Origin of the sequence: Paenibacillus sp. FSL R5-0713, from assembly GCF_037973325.1 — a bacterium.
GTDB lineage: Bacteria > Bacillota > Bacilli > Paenibacillales > Paenibacillaceae > Paenibacillus.
Window position 1 is genome coordinate 3,677,491 of record NZ_CP150229.1, and the last position, 21,211, is coordinate 3,698,701.

General features: G+C 42.8%; 20 protein-coding genes. 14 read left to right on the forward strand and 6 right to left on the reverse strand.

The features are described from left to right. From MKZ12_RS16295 to MKZ12_RS16315, 5 genes are all read left to right on the forward strand, one after another. The gene (locus MKZ12_RS16295; protein WP_339255492.1) at positions 1 to 891 is read left to right on the forward strand and encodes a carbohydrate ABC transporter permease; all 891 of its coding nucleotides are present in this window, start codon (positions 1 to 3) and stop codon (positions 889 to 891) included. Between the two features lie 133 nt (positions 892 to 1,024). Continuing rightward, positions 1,025 to 2,629 carry an extracellular solute-binding protein gene (locus MKZ12_RS16300; protein ID WP_339255494.1) on the forward strand — a complete coding sequence of 535 codons (1,605 nt, stop codon included), beginning with the start codon at positions 1,025 to 1,027 and terminating at the stop codon, positions 2,627 to 2,629. Positions 2,630 to 3,095: 466 nt separating this feature from the next. Continuing rightward, complete coding sequence (locus MKZ12_RS16305) at positions 3,096 to 4,259, forward strand: monovalent cation:proton antiporter-2 (CPA2) family protein (RefSeq protein ID WP_339255496.1); 1,164 nt, start codon at positions 3,096 to 3,098, stop codon at positions 4,257 to 4,259. A gap of 586 nt (positions 4,260 to 4,845) precedes the next feature. Beyond that, entirely contained in the window at positions 4,846 to 6,036 is a 1,191-nt protein-coding gene (locus MKZ12_RS16310; RefSeq protein WP_339255498.1) for a glycine C-acetyltransferase, read from the forward strand. A gap of 37 nt (positions 6,037 to 6,073) precedes the next feature. Further along, a complete protein-coding gene (locus MKZ12_RS16315; RefSeq protein WP_339255500.1) occupies positions 6,074 to 7,033 on the forward strand; it encodes an L-threonine 3-dehydrogenase in 960 nt (319 codons plus the stop codon). 253 nt (positions 7,034 to 7,286) lie between these two features. On the opposite strand, the gene MKZ12_RS16320 is transcribed toward MKZ12_RS16315, so the two are convergent. After that, the gene (locus MKZ12_RS16320) at positions 7,287 to 7,883 is read right to left on the reverse strand and encodes a TetR/AcrR family transcriptional regulator (RefSeq protein WP_339233937.1); all 597 of its coding nucleotides are present in this window, start codon (positions 7,881 to 7,883) and stop codon (positions 7,287 to 7,289) included. A 197-nt stretch (positions 7,884 to 8,080) separates the two neighbouring features. On the opposite strand from MKZ12_RS16320, the gene MKZ12_RS16325 reads away from it, so the two are divergent. From MKZ12_RS16325 to MKZ12_RS16350, 6 genes are all read left to right on the forward strand, one after another. After that, on the forward strand, positions 8,081 to 8,740 hold the full coding sequence (locus tag MKZ12_RS16325; protein WP_339255502.1) for an SDR family oxidoreductase: 660 nt from the start codon (positions 8,081 to 8,083) through the stop codon (positions 8,738 to 8,740). A 38-nt stretch (positions 8,741 to 8,778) separates the two neighbouring features. Continuing rightward, positions 8,779 to 9,423, forward strand: a complete 645-nt coding sequence (locus tag MKZ12_RS16330) for an NAD(P)H-binding protein (RefSeq protein WP_339233942.1) — start codon at positions 8,779 to 8,781, stop codon at positions 9,421 to 9,423. Positions 9,424 to 9,479: 56 nt separating this feature from the next. Continuing rightward, on the forward strand, positions 9,480 to 10,112 hold the full coding sequence (locus MKZ12_RS16335; protein ID WP_339233945.1) for a DsbA family oxidoreductase: 633 nt from the start codon (positions 9,480 to 9,482) through the stop codon (positions 10,110 to 10,112). A 239-nt stretch (positions 10,113 to 10,351) separates the two neighbouring features. Further along, entirely contained in the window at positions 10,352 to 11,017 is a 666-nt protein-coding gene (locus MKZ12_RS16340) for a GntR family transcriptional regulator (RefSeq protein WP_339255503.1), read from the forward strand. Positions 11,018 to 11,034: 17 nt separating this feature from the next. Continuing rightward, positions 11,035 to 12,726: a dihydroxy-acid dehydratase gene (gene ilvD, locus MKZ12_RS16345; RefSeq protein WP_339255505.1), complete on the forward strand. Its 1,692-nt coding sequence runs from the start codon at positions 11,035 to 11,037 to the stop codon at positions 12,724 to 12,726. A gap of 316 nt (positions 12,727 to 13,042) precedes the next feature. Then, positions 13,043 to 14,038 (forward strand): glycoside hydrolase family 43 protein, encoded by a 996-nt coding sequence (locus MKZ12_RS16350; RefSeq protein ID WP_339233951.1) that lies wholly within the window; start codon positions 13,043 to 13,045, stop codon positions 14,036 to 14,038. 271 nt (positions 14,039 to 14,309) lie between these two features. On the opposite strand, the gene MKZ12_RS16355 is transcribed toward MKZ12_RS16350, so the two are convergent. The 5 genes from MKZ12_RS16355 to MKZ12_RS16375 form a co-directional block, all read right to left on the reverse strand. After that, the gene (locus MKZ12_RS16355; protein ID WP_339255506.1) at positions 14,310 to 14,780 is read right to left on the reverse strand and encodes a DinB family protein; all 471 of its coding nucleotides are present in this window, start codon (positions 14,778 to 14,780) and stop codon (positions 14,310 to 14,312) included. Between the two features lie 30 nt (positions 14,781 to 14,810). Continuing rightward, positions 14,811 to 15,392, reverse strand: coding sequence for a TetR/AcrR family transcriptional regulator (locus tag MKZ12_RS16360; RefSeq protein WP_339255509.1), 582 nt, complete (start codon positions 15,390 to 15,392; stop codon positions 14,811 to 14,813). Further along, on the reverse strand, positions 15,389 to 15,850 hold the full coding sequence (locus MKZ12_RS16365; protein WP_339255511.1) for a nuclear transport factor 2 family protein: 462 nt from the start codon (positions 15,848 to 15,850) through the stop codon (positions 15,389 to 15,391). Before MKZ12_RS16365 ends, MKZ12_RS16360 begins: the two co-directional genes overlap by 4 nt. A gap of 299 nt (positions 15,851 to 16,149) precedes the next feature. Continuing rightward, positions 16,150 to 16,986, reverse strand: coding sequence for an alpha/beta hydrolase (locus MKZ12_RS16370; protein ID WP_339255513.1), 837 nt, complete (start codon positions 16,984 to 16,986; stop codon positions 16,150 to 16,152). Positions 16,987 to 17,468: 482 nt separating this feature from the next. Further along, entirely contained in the window at positions 17,469 to 18,044 is a 576-nt protein-coding gene (locus tag MKZ12_RS16375) for a TetR/AcrR family transcriptional regulator (protein WP_339255515.1), read from the reverse strand. A 260-nt stretch (positions 18,045 to 18,304) separates the two neighbouring features. Here MKZ12_RS16375 and MKZ12_RS16380 point away from each other — a divergent pair, with 260 nt between their 5' ends. From MKZ12_RS16380 to MKZ12_RS16390, 3 genes are all read left to right on the forward strand, one after another. Next, positions 18,305 to 18,937: an FMN-dependent NADH-azoreductase gene (locus MKZ12_RS16380; RefSeq protein WP_339233964.1), complete on the forward strand. Its 633-nt coding sequence runs from the start codon at positions 18,305 to 18,307 to the stop codon at positions 18,935 to 18,937. A gap of 128 nt (positions 18,938 to 19,065) precedes the next feature. Continuing rightward, entirely contained in the window at positions 19,066 to 19,536 is a 471-nt protein-coding gene (locus MKZ12_RS16385) for a VOC family protein (RefSeq protein ID WP_339255517.1), read from the forward strand. 372 nt (positions 19,537 to 19,908) lie between these two features. After that, on the forward strand, positions 19,909 to 20,856 hold the full coding sequence (locus MKZ12_RS16390; protein ID WP_339255519.1) for an oxidoreductase: 948 nt from the start codon (positions 19,909 to 19,911) through the stop codon (positions 20,854 to 20,856). Positions 20,857 to 21,211: the final 355 nt, after the last annotated feature.

The following is a 21,211-nucleotide window of genomic DNA, read 5'->3' on the forward strand; positions in this document are numbered from 1 at the left end:
ATGATTCTGAACAGATTCGGGGATCGTACTTTCAAAATAATTGTGTATTTCATTCTTATTCTCGTATTACTGGTTACATTTCTTCCGTTTTGGAATATACTCGTTCTTTCATTGAATAGCGCGGAAGATACGGTACGAGGCGGCGTCTACCTGTGGCCAAGGGATCTGACCTTGGATAGTTATCAGCAGATTCTGAAAGATAGCGAGATATTGAACGGGCTCTGGGTCACCGTCAAGCGAACGCTTATTGGTGCACCGCTGTCGGTTCTGGTCATTACGATGCTTGCGTATCCGCTAAGTCGGCGGAATCTGATTGGACGCAAAGGCTGGAACTTGTACTTTATCTTTACCATGTATTTCAGTGGTGGACTCATTCCATTCTACATGGTGCTTAAGGCACTCAACATGATCGATACATTCTCGGTATTCATTTTGCCAAGTTTGATGAATGTCTTCTATATGATTATCGTCCGTACTTTTATGGAACAGCTGCCCCATGAGATTGAAGAATCGGCGAGGGTGGACGGGGCTAACGATCTGACGATTTTCTTCCGGATTGTGATGCCGCTGACAACACCTGTGCTTGCAACGGTGGGTCTTTTCCAAGCCATTGGGCATTGGAATGCCTGGTTTGATTCCTATGCGTTCACCTACAGCTCGGACCTGAAAACTCTTCAAGCCGTGCTTGTCAAAATATTGAATCAATTTCAGACTGGTGGCATGATTTCCCAAACGCAAATGCTAGCTAACTCTGCCAAACGAAATGCCGTTTCCAGCGATACCATTCGAATGGCTGCTACGATGGTAGCCACTTTACCAATCGTTATGGTGTACCCGTTCCTGCAAAAATACTTTGTTAAAGGCATGACTTTGGGAGCGGTCAAGAGTTAATCTGTTCCATAATCCGGTTACAGGGAAGGCTTGTCCGGTGGCCTCTCCCTGAAAGGGGGTAGGCAAAAATCGTTTTGGAAATGCTCAATCTAGCACGACAGGAATTTATTCATTGGGAGGAATTAGGGTGTCAATGACAAAGACTAAAAAATGGATAATAATGGGGATTACGGCTGCATTAGCGTTTGGTTTACTAGCGGGTTGCTCCTCCAATGATGGGGAGAACAATACAGCAGGTAAAGACGGGGAACAAGGGCCGATTACGCTGACTTGGTTTGATGGCAATACCAAGGGAGAACCTTTTACCGATGCTGTTGCCCAGGAAATTACCAAAAAGACGGGCATAGAGATTTCCATCCAGCAGCCAACGGGTAATCCAACGGAAAAACTGAGCCTAATGCTGGCGAGTGGGGACTATCCCGATGTGGTGGTCATGAGCCGGGGAGATGCTTCCCTTGATAAGTACATTTCAAGCGGCGCATTCATTCCACTGGATGAGTTGATTGAGAAATATGGTTCTGATCTGAAAGAAATGTACGGAGATACCTTGACCAAAACACGTAATACAGACGGCAAGAACTACTATCTGGCAAACTGGTATGGACTCGACAGTGATCCGGTTTTCGGTATGCTGATGAGACAGAGCCTGTTGGAAGAGTTTCTTCCGGACAAAGCAGATGGTTCACAGCCCCTCACAACAGACGAATTCGAAGCACTCCTGAAAAATTTTAAAGAGAAATACAATACGATTGATGGCAAAGAGTCCATTCCGATGACGATGAACGGGGAGAACATGGGTGCGAATCTGGGCACATTCAAAGGCATGTGGGGCTTAAAAACGTATTATGACAACAACGGACGTCTGCAATATGATGTCAAGGACCCCAAATATCGCGAGATGCTGTTATACATGAATCGCTTATATAGAGAAGGTCTGATCGAAAAGGAATTTGCGATTAGCAAAACACAGACCTGGATTCAAAAGCTGACGACTGGTGCGGTATTTACTACCCCAGGTGCATATTGGGATCCGGGGAACGGCAATGCGGCCTTGAAGAAGGATGGCGGGGAAAAGAATCAACTCTTTGCTTACAAAGTTGTTGCTCCAGGTGTAGATCCGGCTCAAACGACGTTTGGCCCAAGAAGTTCGCTTGGATGGGATGCAATCGCCATTACCAAAAACAACAAACACCCGGAAGAAACGATAAAGCTGTTTAATTATCTGGCCAGTGATGAAGGACAGCATTTGCTGCTGTGGGGCAAGGAAGGCGAACAGTACACCATGGTGGATGGCAAGCGACAACCAAAACCTGAATTCCTGCAAAGCTTCAAGGATAATTGGGATGATACGGTGAAGAAAAGCGGCGTTCGCAAATGGTTATGGTTTATCAAAAATGGTCTGGACCCGAACGGACAGCCGTATGACATGGCAGTTAAATTCCAGCGCAGTGAAGTGGATGAACTGGCCATTAAGAGTCTGGGCGATTCCGTATGGGATACAGCGCAGTATGACAACCTGAATCCGGATGGGGGAACACCTCAAGCTCTGACCGCCCAGAAGGTGAAGGATATTATGGATCAGAGCATTACGAGAGCGATAATTGCTCCAAGTGAAGCTGAAGCCAACTCTGTATTTGACAAGATGCTGGAGGATATGAAGAAGGCTGGCGATGAGAAAGTGGAAGATATCATTAACGAGAAATATGCTCAGCGTATGGAACTGTGGTCTTCGAAATAATTGGAAATCAACTCAAGAGTGTCCCGGGTGATTGCTCGGGGCTCTTTTTATTTGTGGACGCATTTAATCATCCTGTTGCTGTCGCGGGAGAAGAGAATTTTTACCGATTAGAGTGTTACCCAATGATTATCATGACAGAAATGATGTGGCGAGATAAAAGCACAATTCGCTTAGTGCTTCACCGAGCAGGTAATGTTGCCTTGGAGTCATACTGTTACCGAAATTATGCGTTGTGTTTCCGTTTCTGGTTATTATGTTTTTTTGTACATATTAAAAAACGTCCCTGATGCTCGTTTTTAGAGTTTTTATCAAAAATACGTATATGGGGATTAATGATGGTTTTCATAAGGGTAACGACCCTGTTTTGTTTCTTAAAAAGCTATATTGACCTATAGTTTTAGGTCTATTATTATGTTGCGGAACGCGTTCGCATTGTTTGAGATATTGTTGTTGAGGAGTAGGTAGAATGGAGTTTATATGGTATTTGGCTTTAATCATTGTTAGTACAAAAATAGCAGGACATGTATCCGTGAAATTGGGGCAACCCTCTGTTCTTGGGAAATTGGTTGTCGGTATTATTTTGGGACCTGCAATTCTGGGGTGGATTGATAATAATGAATTCATTCATTATGTCTCTGAAGTAGGTGTGTTATTACTTATGTTTATTGCTGGATTAGAAACTGACCTAAATCAGTTAAAGAAAAATTGGAGATCAGCAGTTGCTGTTGCTTTTGGTGGGATTATACTTCCTTTTGTAGGTGGATTTGGAGTAGCAGATTTATTTGGATTATCTACGAACTATGCACTTTTTATGGGAGTTTTATTCAGTGCAACATCTGTAAGTATATCAGTACAGGTGCTAAAGGATATGGATCGTTTAAGTTCCAGGGAGGGCACAACCATTCTTGGAGCTGCTGTAGTAGACGATATTTTAGTTGTTATCCTTTTAGCATTTATGATGAGTTTCTTGGGTACAGGTCAGGATGTATCCTTGGGACTTCTAGTAGGAAAGAAAGTGCTGTTCTTCATAGGTGTATTTGTTGCAGGGGCATTTATAGTTCCTCGTGTTATGAAATGGCTCTCAACTCTTAAAGTAACAGAGCCCATAATATCAATCGCACTCTTCATTTGCTTTGGATTTGCATACTTTGCTGATCTGATGGGTATGGCCGGTATAATCGGTTCATTTGCTGCCGGTATTGCAATCTCACAAACAAATTTTAAGAATGTTGTTGAAAAGAAGATCGAGCCCATTGCATATTCAATTTTTGTGCCCGTATTTTTTGTAAGCATTGGTCTCAATGTTTCATTTGAAGGTGTAGGTCAACAGATCGGATTCCTTATCGTTCTAACCGTTGCTGCTGTTTTAACCAAATTACTTGGTGGTGCGTTGGGAGCAAAGATTACAGGATTCAGCAATGTTTCTTCATTTGCTATAGGAGCTGGGATGGTATCACGAGGAGAGGTTGCATTAATTATTGCATCAACTGGTTTACAAGCAGGACTTCTTTTACCTGAATACTTCACTTCAGTTATTATAATGGTCATACTTACAACTTTAATAGCGCCACCATTGTTAAAGGTGTTATTTAATCCACGTCAGGGGATTGCTTCAAAAGAAGCCGGGTAATAAAGTAAAAGGGGGCGACTATTATATCTAAACTTTATTTGTTTTCTTATAAGCCTAAAAATGAAGGATGGACTGAGGAGTGTATTAACTTTCATCTTGAACATCTTTTTGAGGTCAAACATCTTCATGACAGAGTGTATTTAATTAAAACAGCGGATGATATTGATTTGTTAGATAAGTACCTTCTTGAGTGTCTACGTACACACGATAGTTACTTTTTGCTACAAATCAGTGAAATGCCTGTCACACATCGTCAGAATGGTCTTATATCTGAAGATGTGGCTAGATGGCTTCAACTGTAACTAATTTCAACGGACTATCATTAGATAGTTCGTTTTCTTTTTGCTGAAAAAAGGAGGAGTCAACAGTATTGCAACTCCACTCAAGAAGTTGATTTCGGATCTAGGGATGAGGGAATAATTACTATGTTTATTTGCGTATTTTTTTGTTTTTTGTCCTCCACATGTGTACAAAGAATAAAAATGATGCTACATTGAAATTAGTAAAATCCCATTAACAACAAGGTTTTTTCTCATAATGACATGTCTCCTGTACAAGGACAAACGTATATTAAGGAGGGAATCAAATGTCAAGTCAAGCATTGGACCAATTTTTAAGTTCGAACATCGAAGATCTAAAGAATAAAGGTCTATATAACTCCATCGATACACTGCAGGGTGCAAATGGTCCTGTTATTCGTATTGACGAAAAGTCCCTAATCAATTTGTCTTCTAATAACTATTTGGGCTTGGCAACAGATTACCGACTGATTGATGCTTCTGTTAAGGCGGCGCAGACATACGGGGCAGGAGCAGGGGCTGTGAGAACAATTAATGGTACGATGGATCTTCATATTGAGCTGGAAGAAAAACTGGCCCGTTTCAAACAAACGGAAGCCGTTATCGTGTATCAATCGGGATTTAACTGCAATATGGCTGCGATATCCGCGGTAATGGACCAGCATGATGCGATTTTATCCGATGAGCTGAACCACGCTTCCATTATTGATGGCTGCCGCCTGTCGAGAGCCAAGGTAATTCGCTTTAAGCATTCGGATATGAATGATTTAAGACGGCTGGCGAAAGAGGCCAAGGAATCAGGTCAGTACCATAAAATTATGGTTATCACCGACGGTGTTTTCTCCATGGATGGCGATATAGCAAAGTTGCCCGAAATCGTGAAAATAGCAGAAGAATTCGATCTGATTACTTATGTGGATGATGCCCACGGTTCGGGCGTTCTCGGAGCAGGTGCAGGAACCGTGAAGCATTTTGGATTGTCCGACCGTATTGACTTCCAAATTGGTACTCTTTCCAAAGCGATCGGCGTTGTCGGCGGTTATGTCGCGGGTAAAAAGCAATTGATCGAATGGTTGAAGCTGAGAAGCCGCCCGTTTCTGTTCTCCACATCGCTACCTCCGGCTGCAATCGCTTCCTGTAGCGCTTCGATCGACATTTTGATGAATGACAAGGAGCTGATTGAAAAGCTGTGGGAGAACGGCAATCATTTGAAAAATGGCTTGAGCCGGCTTGGATATGATGTAGGCCAAAGCGAAACACCGATCACACCTTGTATCATTGGCGATGAAGTAACCACCCAACAGTTCAGCAAACGGCTCTATGAAGAAGGCGTTTACGCTAAGGCCATCGTGTTTCCGACAGTCCCGAAGGGAACCGGAAGAATACGCAACATGCCGACAGCAGCCCATACTAAGGAGATGCTCGAACAGGTGATCTCCGTTTATGAGAAAGTTGGCACAGAAATGAAGCTGATTTAGCTACATTCGCGGGAGACTATTTCGGGAGGAATGTCTTATGAAGAAGATATTGGTGACCGGAGCACTGGGCCAGATCGGTTCTGAGTTAGTTGTTAAATTACGTGAGATTTATGGTGCGGATCACGTTGTTGCTACGGATCTCAGGTCATCATCCCACGAGATCACCCGATCCGGGCCATTCGAACTGCTGGATGTGACAAATGATAAAGCGATGTTTGAAATCGCCAAGCGGTACGAAGTAGATACCGTCATGCATTTGGCTGCGCTACTCTCGGCTACGGCAGAGGAGAAGCCCCTGCTTGCCTGGAATTTGAATATGGGCGGATTGATGAATGCACTTGAAATATCCAGGGAGCTCAGTTGCCAATTTTTCACTCCGAGCTCCATTGGATCTTTTGGCCCTTCGACTCCGAAAGATAATACCCCGCAGGATACGATCCAGAGGCCTAATACGATGTACGGCGTGAACAAGGTGTCCGGCGAACTGCTTTGTGATTATTATTTTCACAAATATGGTCTTGATACCAGGGGACTGCGATTCCCGGGTTTGATATCTTATATGACGCCTCCCGGCGGAGGAACGACGGATTATGCAGTGGAAATTTACTATGCAGCTGTGACGAGTGGTCGGTATACATCTTATATCGCCAAAGACTCAAATATGGACATGATGTATATGCCGGATGCGCTGAACGCCATCATTGATTTAATGGAAGCGGATTCATCCTGTTTGATACATCGAAACTCATTTAATGTCACCGCAATGAGCGTCGATCCAGAAGCGATCGCTGCCGCGATTCGGGAAGAGATTCCCGGATTCATCCTGGATTATGATGTTGATCCGAAGAGACAGGCAATTGCCGATAGTTGGCCGCACTCCATGGATGCAACAGCTGCGAGAACAGAATGGGGATTTCATGCCCGCTACGACTTAAAGACCATGACGAAAGATATGCTATCACAGTTAAGTGAGAGACAAATGCTTCGCAAAGCTTAATGTTATTGTAAACTTACAGTACAGAGCGAGTAGAAATAAGGCTGGGTTGAAGGTACAGAACATGTTAATTACGAAATTTATCATTTCCATTAAGCTAACGGGCAGGATAGTGGTAAAGCGAAGAGCGGAGATGTTTTGATTTATCTTCAAGCGTACAATATTATTTTTTAAAAGTGCAGTCATAGAAAAGGAGCCGTCATTCGAGGGGCTCCTTTTCTGTGATATCTACCCAGCTACTGTTCGCAAGCATTTATCACTCATCATCTATTGGAATACCTGCGGCTTTTAAGTGTCCGTGAGTGAGAATTTTTCCGAATTGAGAAGCAAGTTCACTTGGGGTATAAGAAAAATCATTTTTAACCCACCATATTACAATGCCCATAAAAGTAGATGCGATATATTGAAGTAATAATTCCTTTGAAATCTGAAGGGGCATATTATCCAAGCCATCTTCCACTGTATTTTTTATAATTTCCTCCATCTTTGATTGAAACCCATAAATTCTATTCTCATCAAGTAACAATGCTTTATAAAAGGGAATATTGCCTTTAATTTTCTCCAGTATGGTTTGCATTAGTTGTTCAAGCATAAAGCCGCTTATAGGAGATTTGCTGCTCGAACAAAGATTGAGTGTACTCTTTAGTTCTTCTAATAATTCGTCCATAGATACGTTTAACAAATCGGGTTTGTTCTGATAATGAAGGTAAAAGGTATTTCGGTTAATCATCGCCTTATCGGCTATATCTTGAATCGTAATTCCTTCGTACCCTTTTTCATTAAGAAGTTCTATAAACGCCTTTTTTATCGAATGTTTGGAGCGAAGGATACGTAAATCGATTTTTTTGCTCATTATGGCTCATTCCCTTAACTTTTTTTGTTAGATATACGACATTTAAGTTGAAACTGTATTTTATCTCTCAAAATTAAAATTATTAAACATTGAATGCTGACCTTTTATTTATCATAATAAACAAAAGATAAATATACAACACATTGACCATTATTTATCTGGTTGATAATTAACTTTAATTAAAGGAGAGATTTTAGATGAAAACGATAGCGATTGTTGGAGCAGGAGCAGGTTTAGGGATGTCCATTGCAAAGAAATTCGGACAAAATGGATTCCGCGTAGCGCTTATTGCACGAAATGAAGAAAAGTTGAACCAACTAGTTATTGAATTAGAACAATTGGGAATCGAAGCTGCTTCATTTCAAGCGGACATATTAAATAAAGAACAAATTGAGATGGCATTTGCTGCTATTAAAGAGAAATACGGATTTATTGATGTTCTTGAATACAGTCCAACGCCGAGCTTTGACTCAGTAGCGCCAACACTAGATGTAACTGAAGAAAATGCATTATACCAATTTCAATATAATGTTTTAGGTGCTTTATCAAGTGTTAAACAAGTGCTTCCGGATATGTTGGATAAGCAAAGCGGTGCTCTGTTATTTACAACGGGAGGTGCTTCAGTACACCCGGTACCGATGATGGGTAATGTCGGCATTGCAATTTCAGGGCTTCGTAATTATATCTTTAATTTGAACAGCGAACTAGCTGACAAAGGAGTTTATGCAGGTCACCTTTCGATCGGAATTTGGATGCAGCCAAATTCAGGAGTTCAAGATAAAATCGCTGATATTTGGTACGACATGTACAGCAAAAGAGACAGAGTAGAAGAGTTTATAACTCAAGATAAAGTGTAAGCTGAATAATTTATATTAGAGGAGACACAGGAAAGAATATGAATATCACTGTTTTTGGTGCAACTGGTGCAATTGGACAGCTTGTGACCCAACAAGCATTAGATCACGGAGATTTCGTTACGGCATACGTTAGAAACCCCCAAAAAATCAGCCTCAAACATCCAAATTTGAGTCTTGTACAAGGGGAACTTTCGAATAGCTCAACCATCGAGAAAGCCGTTGCCGAATCCGATGTCGTAATCAGCACATTGGGGCCAGCCTCCGATATGTCACGAAAGCTTAAAGGCACGCCGATTGCTGACGGACACGAACTGATAATTAAGGCTATGAAGAAACATAACAAAAAAAGGTTCATTACACTTGCGACGCCAGCTTTGCAATCAGATGACGATAAGAAAAACATGTCCACGATACTTCCAGGTGTATTAGCCAAAGTTCTCCTTCCGAACGGTTATGCAGAAATGAAGAAAATAGAAGGAATAATTAAAACATCGAATATGGATTGGACAGTCGTTCGAATTATTAACCCCAATGTTAAATACACAGGGCAGTCTTATGACTATTCATTTGGAGATCAATCGGCTAAAATGTCTGTTTCCAGAGAAAATGTTGCCAAATTCATGTATTCTGCTGCTCGTGACAACCAATTGATTAGAAAAATGCCTATTATTTATAACAAATAAACTCAATAAAAATGAAGTATTCACCGATTAAGGTGGTTAGTGAGGGAGAATTCAAAATGAAAATCGAGATATGGTCGGATTATGTTTGTCCATTTTGTTATATTGGTAAACGACGATTAGAGTCTGCACTGGAGCAATTCGCTCATCCAAATGAAGTGGTCATTGAATATAGAAGCTTTGAACTTAATCCGCAAACATCCATGTACTCAGGCAAAAGTATGCATCAAATACTTTCTGAGAAACATGGTATGAGTATCGAGCAAGCGAAAAAGGCACATGCTGAACTTGAAAAACAAGCAGCAATGATGGGTCTCGTGTATAATATCGACCAAATACAGCCCACCAATACGTTTGATGCGCATCGTTTAACCCAATATGCCAAATCAGTGGGTAAAGATCAGGAATTAGCAGAGAAGTTGTTCTATTCTTATTATACGGACGCCAAGCTAATTAGTGATTATGATACATTAGCAGATATTGCAGAATCAGTTGGAATGAACAGAGATGAGTCCATGGCAGTTCTCCATGACCCCTCCAAATATGCTAGCGAAGTGCGTTCAGATGAAGCTACAGCAAAACAATTAGGGATTACAGGAGCACCTTTCTTTGTCATTGATAGAAAATACGCGATATCCGGCGCACAACCAACAGAGGTATTTTTAAAAGCTCTTAACCAAGCATCTCAATAAATAAATCCAGGTATTGGTAAGACAAAGATACTATGAAAGCATTATCGAGAGAGCAATCACAATGTATTTTAGAACAGCGTGTAGATAGTCAGTTCAAGCGAAATAGGCAAAATCATAAACCGCCCAAACTCCTTATTGGAATTGGACGGTTTTTTCTTTTCGTCATCAAATAATATTTGCTTCTCAATCGTGTATGCGATATATTGCATATAAGATTAATTGTAATGAGGATGAAAACCATGCCAATTCCCAAAGATTTTGCCTTACCCGCCCGTATGTCTGCAAAAGAAAGAGCGTTTTCTCAGATTCAGCGATGGATTATTGATGGAACACTGCAACCAGGTGAAAAGCTTATGGATGCGGAATTGGCTGAATCGCTTGGAGTCAGCCGGACACCGATTCGGGAGGCATTTCAGTTGCTCGAAGTTCAAGGCCTCGTGTCTATGCATCCAGGAAAAGAAACAAAAGTAACGAATATTGAGAAAAACGATATTTTCAAGATGTACTCAACGATGGCTGCTCTTCAGGCTTTAGCTGCTGAAATCACCGCCCAAATTATTGTTTCAGAACAGATCGAGAAACTAAGATCCATAAATTTGGAATTTGCTAGTTCCATTAAAAATGGACAAGTTTATCAGGCTATGGAGGTGGATGAGCAATTTCATAACTATATTGTGGAGCTCTCAGATAATCCTTATGTAGCCACATTTAATGCCTCTCTACAGATTCACATTAGGCGATTTAAGTATGTGTTTTTAAAACAACCTATCACGGCTACACTAGCTTCAGTGGAAGAGCATGATTTGATTATTAAAGCTTTTGAAGGCAAAAATAGCGATCATGCTCACATACTAATGAAACAAAATTTTATCCGACCGATGCAGGAACTGTATGAAATACTTTGAAATGAGGAATAAAAAACATGGAGAATAAAAAAGATCTTCGTATTCGAAGCAAGGTAATCAGTGAAGGTGCTAACCGTGTACCGAACAGAGCCATGCTGCGTGCCGTTGGTTTTCAGGATGATGATTTTAAAAAGCCAATGATTGGAATAGCGAGTACGTGGAGTGAGGTAACGCCGTGTAATATGCACATCAATGATTTGGCGGTACAAGCTAAGCAGGGCGCACGTGATAACGGCGGTGCTCCACTGATTTTTAATACGATTACCGTTTCGGATGGAATTTCGATGGGGCACGGCGGGATGTTGTTCTCGCTACCAAGTCGGGAAGCTATCGCTGATTCGATTGAAATTGTGACCGGAGCGGAGCGATTTGACGGTGTTGTTGCAATCGGTGGCTGTGACAAGAATACACCTGCATGTCTGATGGCTATTGGACGCATGAACATTCCTTCCGTTTATGTATATGGGGGAACCATTCAACCAGGTAATCTCGACGGCAAAAAAGTGGATATCGTTTCCGCTTTTGAAGCCGTTGGTCAATATCAAGATGGCAAAATAACAGATGAACAGTTGCATAAGGTAGAATGCAGTGTTTGCCCAGGTCCAGGCGCTTGCGGAGGCATGTATACCGCTAATACGATGGCAGCCGCTGCAGAAGCAATGGGGATGTGTTTACCTGGTTCTTCTTCGACATCAGCGATTTCAGCGGATAAAGCATCGGAATGCGAAGCAGCCGGTAAACAGGTCATCTCACTGCTTGAACAAGAGATTTATCCAAGAGACATTATGACGAAGAAAGCATTTGAGAATGCGATCACTGTTGTTATGGCTCTGGGGGGATCAACTAACGCATTTCTCCATCTGCTAGCTATTGCGCACTCGGTAGAAGTCGATTTAACTTTGGATGATTTTGAGCGCATTCGCCTGCGTGTTCCTCATTTGGCGGATCTGAAGCCAAGTGGTCAATATGTAATGCAGGATTTGAACGATATCGGTGGCGTTTCAGGGGTAATGAAGCTATTGCTTGCTGAGGGATTACTTCATGGGGATTGCCTCACGGTAACAGGCAAAACGTTGGCGGAGAATTTAGCGGAAGCTGCTCCACTTCCGAATGGTCAAGAGATTATTCGTCCGCTCGATAATCCGCTGAAGCCAGATGGACCATTAGTTGTGCTTCGCGGAAACCTCGCTCCTGAAGGCGCTGTTGCAAAAATGTCAGGTATGAAGATACAACAGTTCTCTGGCCCAACTAAGGTGTATGATAGCGAAGATGAGGCGACAGTAGCGATTATGAATGATGAAATTAAAGAAGGCGATGTCGTGGTCATACGTTACTGTGGTCCGAAGGGTGGACCAGGTATGCCGGAGATGCTTTCCGTAACAGCACTCATCGTAGGCAAAGGACTCGGTGGGAAAGTTGCTCTCATTACAGATGGTCGATTCTCGGGTGGCTCGCATGGATTTGTAGTCGGCCATGTATCACCTGAAGCACAGGTAGGTGGACCGATCGCTTTGCTCCAAAATGGGGATATGATCACCATTAACAGTGACATCCAGGAGATGAAGGTTGAGGTGTCAGAAGAAGAGTTAGCCGCTCGAGCGGAAGCGTGGGTACAACCTCCGCTGAAAGTAAAATCTGGTGTACTGGGCAAATATGCCAAATTAGTTTCATCTGCTTCCAAAGGGGCAGTAACCGATTCGATGGATTAAACCAAATATAATCGATAAATTTTAATGATTGCTTTTTCAAAGTCGCTCCGCTATGCGGGGCGACTTTTTGTTGCTCTCTATCACATGAACGATATATAGATATTGCGATTGAAAAAAGAGTTAATTTCTATGTGGGAATTGTATATTTTATCGGGGGAAGACCTTTAGTATGTGTATAGGAAAAAACTAGCGGGGAGTGTAGAATTACATCATATATTGTAAGCGCTTGCTTTAATTGCTGAGAGAGGGTACGATGCATTCAATGAATTAACTCAACCCCGTAATTCTATTATTCCAATACCAAAGGAGATGCCTTATGAATCAACAACAACTACCTAAGCCTCACCAGCCGCTCGTAACCCACATCTTCACTGCTGACCCGTCCGCCCATGTCTACGAGGGCAAAATCTACATCTATCCTTCCCATGACCTCGATCATGATGAGCCTAGCAACGATAACGGCGACCAGTATAAAATGGAAGACTACCATGTTCTCTCAATGGACAACTTCGATTCCCCGGTGGTCGATCACGGTGAAGCACTGCATCTGAGAGATATTCCATGGGCCTCCAAGCAGCTCTGGGCACCGGACGCCGCTTACAAGAACAATACCTATTACCTGTTCTTCCCGGCACGGGACCATGACGGCATCTTCCGTCTGGGTGTGGCAACATCAGAGTCTCCGGCAGGCCCGTTCACGCCGCAGCCGAATTATATGGAAGGCAGCTTCAGTATCGATCCGGCCGTATTGGTGGATGACGACAATCAGTCATACATCTATTTCGGCGGACTCTGGGGTGGCCAGCTGGAGAAGTGGCAGACTGGCAGCTTCGTGCCAGATGCAGAAGGACCGGCTCCTGACCAGCCGGCGCTTGGACCGCAAGTTGCCGTGCTTAGCGACGACATGCTGTCCTTCCAGGGCAAGCCTGCTGAGATATCAATTGTCGATGAAGACGGGAATCCGATTCTGGCGGGGGATGAGGACCGGAGATATTTTGAAGGACCGTGGATGCATAAATATAACGGATATTACTACCTGTCCTACTCTACAGGCACCACACATAAGCTCGTATATGCGATCGGCAAGAATCCGATGGGACCATTCACGTTCAAGGGCGAGATTCTATCTCCGGTTATCGGCTGGACAACACACCACTCCATTGTGCAAGTTGAAGACAAGTGGTATTTGTTCTATCACGACAGCTCCCTGTCGGAAGGCGTCAACCACAAGCGGTGCGTTAAATATTCCGAGCTGAAATACAACGAAGACGGAACGATTCAGAAGATCAATCCTTATCCGGACGGTGAGTAAGCTGGCCGGTTAGCGGAAACAGATACAATTACAAGATAAGGCATAACATGAGGCAGCTCCTGAAGGAGCTGCTTTTTTGATAGGAGGATCAATTGTGTCACTCAAACTAATTCTTAACTCCTGATCATGTTTAGGCTGCTTAAACTCGTTACATTGAATTTTAACCCAGGTTTGTAATCTACTATCTTTTTGCACTTTATAAACAAACCGACCTTATTCCGATTTAAGTAGAATGTAAGGTCGGTTTGTTTGTTTTAATGAAGGGACATTACTAACTGTCAATAAAGCTCTTGATATTTTTAATTGTTGCAAAGTGCATGGCTTCATGGTAAATCAGAAAACTCAGTAATTGTTCTACATTTGTAAAGGTAAGTCCTGTAGAAGACTTGTAATGGGGATTGATTTCTTCTTTCAATTTGCCTGAAAGTATCGTTTCAACCCTTTCAATTTGTTCAGTTAACAAGTCGATTAGCTGTGCCATCGTTGGAGGCTCTATATTCCAGTCAGACGGTTTAGTTCCTGGATCAAACAACTTGCTAAAATGAGCAGGATATTTGGTTTCTTCCCCAGAAAGTTGGAACGCGAACTTCTCATGTATTACATACATGTGGCCTAGATTCCATTTTATATTGTTTTTCAAACCAGTTGGAATGATTTCCGAGGCAGAGTCAACTATATCCCTCACATAATCAACTGCCTGACGGCGAACAAATCCCAATTGATCAGCGACAAAATTGCTCATGATATTGACCTCCTATTAAACAATTTTGTGTCAGTTAGCAGAGTTGCTTTTGGAAACATGAGTTGACACTCGTTGTGACAGATTTGCCAACGTACGTTCAAAAAAGGATTCATCATTAAGAGCTCTACTCAGAACTAATCCCCCTTGAATACTGGCAATGGTTTCCTCTGAAATTTGGTCAGCAGTCTCTTTAGAGATACCTGTTTGAACTAGTGCCGCGCTGAAGGCTTCAATCCATCTTATAAAATATTGCCGAATTACAGCAGCGAATCGATCTCTTGTTTCGTCCAAAGCGAATGCACCAATAAGGCATATACGCTGACCGGATTGAAAATAAGTATCGACCTCTTGCCACATATGATCAATGGCTGCCCGGGGTTCATTCTTTTCGAGCGGTTCAAAAATGTTCTTGATAAACCATTGATCAATATGTGCAAGAATTTCAGCAGCCATCTCATCTTTTCCACCCGGAAAGAAATAATACAAGCTTCCTTTAGATAGACGCGTACGGGCTGTAATTTTACTCAAAGATGCACCCTCATAACCTAATTCACGAAATACCTCAGCAACGAGAGGGATGACATCCGCTTTTTCAAAAACAGTACGAGTCATAGGTTTAACTCACTTAGGCTTGGATGATCAGCGGGGCGCGTGCCGAGAGGCCAATGAAATTTACGTTCCTCTTCCTTAATCGGCATGTCATTAATCGAAGCAAATCTGCGCTGCATCAAGCCGTCCTCAGCAAATTCCCAATTCTCATTTCCATACGATCTGAACCAATTGCCACTATCATCACGCCATTCATATGCAAATCTAACGGCAATACGGTTATCCGTAAATGACCAAAGTTCCTTGATCAGGCGGTATTCCAGTTCTTTGGCCCATTTCCGAGTTAGTAAAGATACAATATCTTGGCGGCCTGTTATAAATTCGCTCCGATTTCTCCAATAACAATCCTCAGTATACACAAGTGAGACGCGCTGAGGATCTCGGCTATTCCAGCTGTCTTCAGCCATACGCGTTTTTTGGATTGCTGTCTCAAGAGTGAATGGGGGAGTTAAATTATTCATTAGACTTCCTCGCTTTCTAAACTGTTTGTATCAGTATAAACCGATCGGTTTATAAGTGCAAGTTTACATCCGAAATTCAATACAAATTTCGAATCGGTTCAGATTCATAATGTACCAAGTAGCCGTCAATCTTATGCGTAGTGGCACTTTTGGTGTATTACCAATGATCACGAGAGTGTTCATTCTTCATATGCATATCCTATGAAAATATTGAACAAGCAGGACGTTCTCCTCTATAGGAGGCGTTCTGCTTGTTCTCTCATTTTGTTCTTTTAGCTAAATGATCAGTCGAATTAACTTTAATCTTGCAAAAATTCGATCAATGCTACATTAAATTGTTCAGAATGGGTCGCATTGAAACCGTGTGGTCCACCTTCAACAACGACCAGACGGCTGCCAGGGATGGATTCATGAGTACGTTGTCCGCTCACCTCCAAAGGCACGATGGCATCGGAATCACCATGGATAACCAGTGTAGGAATGTTGAACTTCTCCAGATCCTGACGGAAATCCGTAAGGGCAAAGGCAGCAATACAATCCAGTGTGCCTTTAGGTGAAGCCAGAGCTGCAATATCACGGTTATAAATACGGAATGGTTCGCTCACAAGATCTGTGCGGTCTCCAGCAGCGAAAAAGTTGCTTGTAAAACCATCCAGGAATGCTAGCCGATCCGCTTTTACCCCGTTTTGGAACTCTGCAATCGTTGCATCATCCAATCCGCCTTGAGGATTGTCTTCGGTTATATAGAGATAGGGAGGAACCGCTCCCGCGAATACGGCTTTAGAAACGCGTTCTGTTCCGTAGGTTCCCACATAACGTGCAACTTCGCCGCCACCCATGGAGAATCCGACTAATGTGGCATCACGCAGATCAAGGTGAAGTATCAATTTATGCAAATCCGAAGCAAATGAATCATAGTCATAACCATCCCAAGGTTGAGAAGACTGACCGAATCCACGACGGTCATATGTGATAACACGGTAGCCTGCTTCAATTAGGGCAGGAACTTGCTTCTCCCAGGATCGCCCACTCAAAGGCCAGCCATGAATCAGAATAATTGGTTTTCCCGCACCATGATCTTCATAATAGAGTTCAATTGCTTGTTCATTCTCAGCGCCTACATTCACTTTTGCCATGGAAAATACCTCCATTAGTTGTTATATTTTGTTTATACACAAGCTATTTGGATCAGACATACGAAAGGGGACTTGTTCATGAATCGCCTCACTCTCTATACCGTTTGTTTTATTATAAACCGATCGGTTTATAATTGCAAGTTCATATCTTAGTGTGGGTACTCAGTTGAGTTACCACGATAATTGAGAATCTGAGATGTTAACGCTTCAATTTATTGAATCCATTATTTAATATAGGAGTGTATTTTATCGATATTCAATTACGTTTAACTGTCAAAGAGAATATTGAACAACGAATTGAAGAGCAAAAAAAAGAGGCTGATCAAATGGACAAGTGGTTGATGACTTATTTCAACATATCCAATAGCCTTACTTACAGATCATCTGCTTTTAAAATCTGTACAATTAGAGGGAACAGCAACAAGTTCGAAATCTCGAGTTTCAGTTTGTAACTCGAGATTTCGAACTTGTTTTTTTGGTGTTCATCTTGAATGAAGGAAATCAAGTCCGTGCATAACGTAAGGAATAGCCGTTTTTATATATTCTTCTGGTGGCACAGTGTTATTGTGTTGCCAATCAACTGAAGCCCCGAAAATTCCCCAGCTTAACATGACTGCTGCAACTCTCAGTGATTCATCGCTGTCTGTGGAATGTTGTTTTAATAACATTTGGTAAAATAAAAGCTCTAGTTCTTTTTGTATTATGACTTCAATTGTTGTCTTAAAAGTCTCGAAGCCGCTTCGACACTGTTTTGATAAATCCACTTGAAAATTTGTGATGGACAGGAAAACATTTATGATCGTTGTTTGATTTAGCTCTCTATACTCAACGATTTCATTATACACAGTGGTCATGAATCCCTCTTTTATTACTTTTTCCAATAAATCATATTTATCAATGAAGTGATAATAGAAGGTGGCACGATTTACTGTTGCTTCTTCCGTAATATCATGGATGGTGATATCCTTAAATTCTTTGTTCTTTAAAACGTGAATAAATCCATCCATGATTAATCTACGTGTTCGAATAATACGTGGATCTATTTTTGTTTCAGCCATAAGAAATCTCCTTTTCTTTTTACTATTTTCTATACATATTTGCTTATTTGTCGGATATCCGACATCGGCTTAAAACTGTTGGTTGAACAATATTTGAATAATAATATAATTCAATTATACAACATGTGTTGTAAAAACAATAGGTGATAAAAAAGCGAGGTGTTTACAGCTAAATATAAGTGACTTGGAATTTAACAAGTTAACTCGCAAATAGATGGAAGCTTGAGATATAAAAAATTATTATTTTGGAGGTTATCCTTATGACAAGTGTATTATTCATCAAAGCTAACAACAGACCAGCAGAACAAGCTGTGAGCGTTCAAATGTACGATACTTTTCTGAAAACATACAAGGAGCGCAATCCGCAGGACACCATCATAGAACTCGACCTTTACAGTGCGGAGCTGCCGTATTACGGCAATGAGACCATCTCGGGACTTTATAAGAATGCTCAGGGATTGGAAGCCACTGCCGAAGAACGGCTGGCTGCGGAAATCGCGAACCGTTACTTGGACGAATTCCTGTCCGTGGACAAAGTCGTTTTTGCATTCCCTTTATGGAACTTAACAGTTCCGGCCCCTCTCATCACTTATCTTTCCTATTTGTTGCAAGCAGGGAAAACGTTCAGATACACGGCAGAAGGGCAACCCGAAGGGCTGATTGGGGACAAAAAATTTGCTCTTCTCAATGCGCGCGGCAGTGACTTCTCATCGGAAGAAGTGGCCCCGTTGGACATGGGTTTAAACTACGTCAAGAATATAATCGGATTATTGTTTGGTATTAAAAATCCAGAGAGCGTCGTTATTGAAGGACATGCTAAATATCGGGACCAAGCTGCGGAGATTATCGAATCCGGATTGAAAAAAACGGCTGAACTGGCGGCAAGATTCTAAAAAAGCAAGCACACGAAAGGGGCGGAACGAATTAAAAGTTAGAGATTTGGGCAGACATCGGCTGCCCCTTTTGTTATATCGGTAAACGCTATTTAACTCAATCTGCTAGCATAAAGGGGCTTAACGATATGAAAAACGCAATTTTCCAAGGCACAATAGAACATTCGGGATTTGTAGTACCCAATATTGAAGTAGCAGTTGAATTCTTCACTAACATTTTGGGTTTTGAAGTCTTGTTCCGGCCAAAAGGAATGCAATTTGAAGACGATAGTTTAAAGAGGTGCTTCGGGGTTCACGAGAATTCCGTTGTAGAAGGGGCAGCATTTTTACAATACGGGGGTAGAAAGATTGAATTGGTTCAATGGTCGACGCCAGATCAACAGAATGTTCACCTAAAACCCAGTGATATCGGTGTAGCTCATCTAGCTATTACAGTTACCAATTTAGAAGAGGCTTTGAAGTATTTTGCAGAACAGTCTGATGTTAAAGTTAGAGAGCTGAGCCCTCTTGGATTTTTCTATATAACAACTTCATGGGGGATGGAGATTCAAATAATGAAACAGATGCCAGGCACAGGAAGTATTCTTGAACACTCTTAACTATAAGTTCCACTAAACCGGAAGAAGCAGTACTTTCGCTGACGTCTCAAGAGGTACGTGTGTCGGTGCTTCGTCTTTCAGCAACGGGTCATGGCGGTGGTGAACACAATTTTATTAAGAAGCTAAATCACATCGCACGTGATAAAGGTGTTTCAGCGTATATAGGCGACGGGACTAACCGTTGGGCGTCTGGGAGCAAGAGTTGTTTGTGATCATGCTGGAGCTCTTCAAGCGCATCGACAATTTGGTTCAGCGGAATATATGCCATGACAATCACTTCCTAGCATTAGTTCTCATCAAAGAATACAAGTAAGAAATGTTCCTAACTAACAAAGACGCTGAACTCGCCGAAAAATTAGAGGAGTGATTTATTTGACACGCCAAACGGGCAAAAGCGGAGAAATCGGTCACACAGGATTTACGGATGCCAATGTACCTGACCAGTCGGGCAAATGCTTCATCGTCACCGGGGCCAATACTGGAATTGGCTTCGAAGTATCGCAAGTACTGGCAGCGCGAGGTGCACGGGTGCTGCTGGCCTGCCGCAACGAAACGAAGGCGAAAGAAGCCATGGATCGGATTCGGATGAAGACCCCCGGAGCTGACCTAGCTTTCCTGCCGCTCGACCTGGCGGACCTGGAGAGTGTGCGGAGTGCAGCCGAATTGGCTTCCAAGGAGCCGCGCGTCGATGTATTGATCAACAATGCCGGCGTACAGGGTTCGAAGCTGAGGCATACAGTGCAAGGCTTCGAGCTGACGTTCGGTGTCAATCACCTCGGTTGCTTCGCGCTCACCACACTGTTGCTGCCCAAGCTCATGGAAACGCCTGGGTCGCGCATCGTCGTCACAAGTAGCGGTCAACACAAAGACGCGAAAATCGAATGGGACGATCTTAATGCAGAAAAGAGCTACAAATGGCTCCCACGCTATGGCGCCAGTAAGCTCGCGAATATGCTCTTCGTCTTCGAGTTGGACCGGCGGCTGCGGGCTGCGGGATCACCAGTAACAGTCGTGGCCTGTCACCCGGGCCTTGTGGGAACGGACCTTGGACGCGATAACATGGCTGGCAAAGTAATGATGCCGTTGATCGGCCTATTCTTTGCCAAACCTGCCATGGGTGCCTGGGGCGCGTTGCACGCAGCCTCAGGGAAGATAAAGCCAGGCGGCTATTACGGGCCGTCAGGATTAGGCGAGTTGCGGGGACCTTCCCGTGAATGCTCCTGCTCCGAGCAGGCGCGAGATCCGAAGCTTGCCAAGCGACTGTGGGATATATCCGTCGACATGACAGGGATCGATCCCGGCTTGCCTCCTGTAAACTGAAAGTGCACTTTTGTTTATAACAAGAAAAAGTTCTCCTATGGCGTCATCCGCGGGACGAACCGATTCCTGGTACCGGCGTTGGAATTGAGGGAGCTTTCGATCGAACGGATGAGAATTGTCATGGAGCAGGTGGTGCGTCATACCTCCTCACTGGGACTTGGCACCTGCTGGCCGGGAGGCACATTTAACCCCTTCGGCAAAATGATGGGGGCTCGAGAGAAGGAATAACATTCGCGCAATCGGCTATCCGAAGGACGGTCTGGTGTCGTGGGACAAGAACACGCTCCCATTGAAGTCGCTATTTTAGCGGCTTTTTTGATTTTACCGATTACCGTATTGGACAAGAATCTGTTCC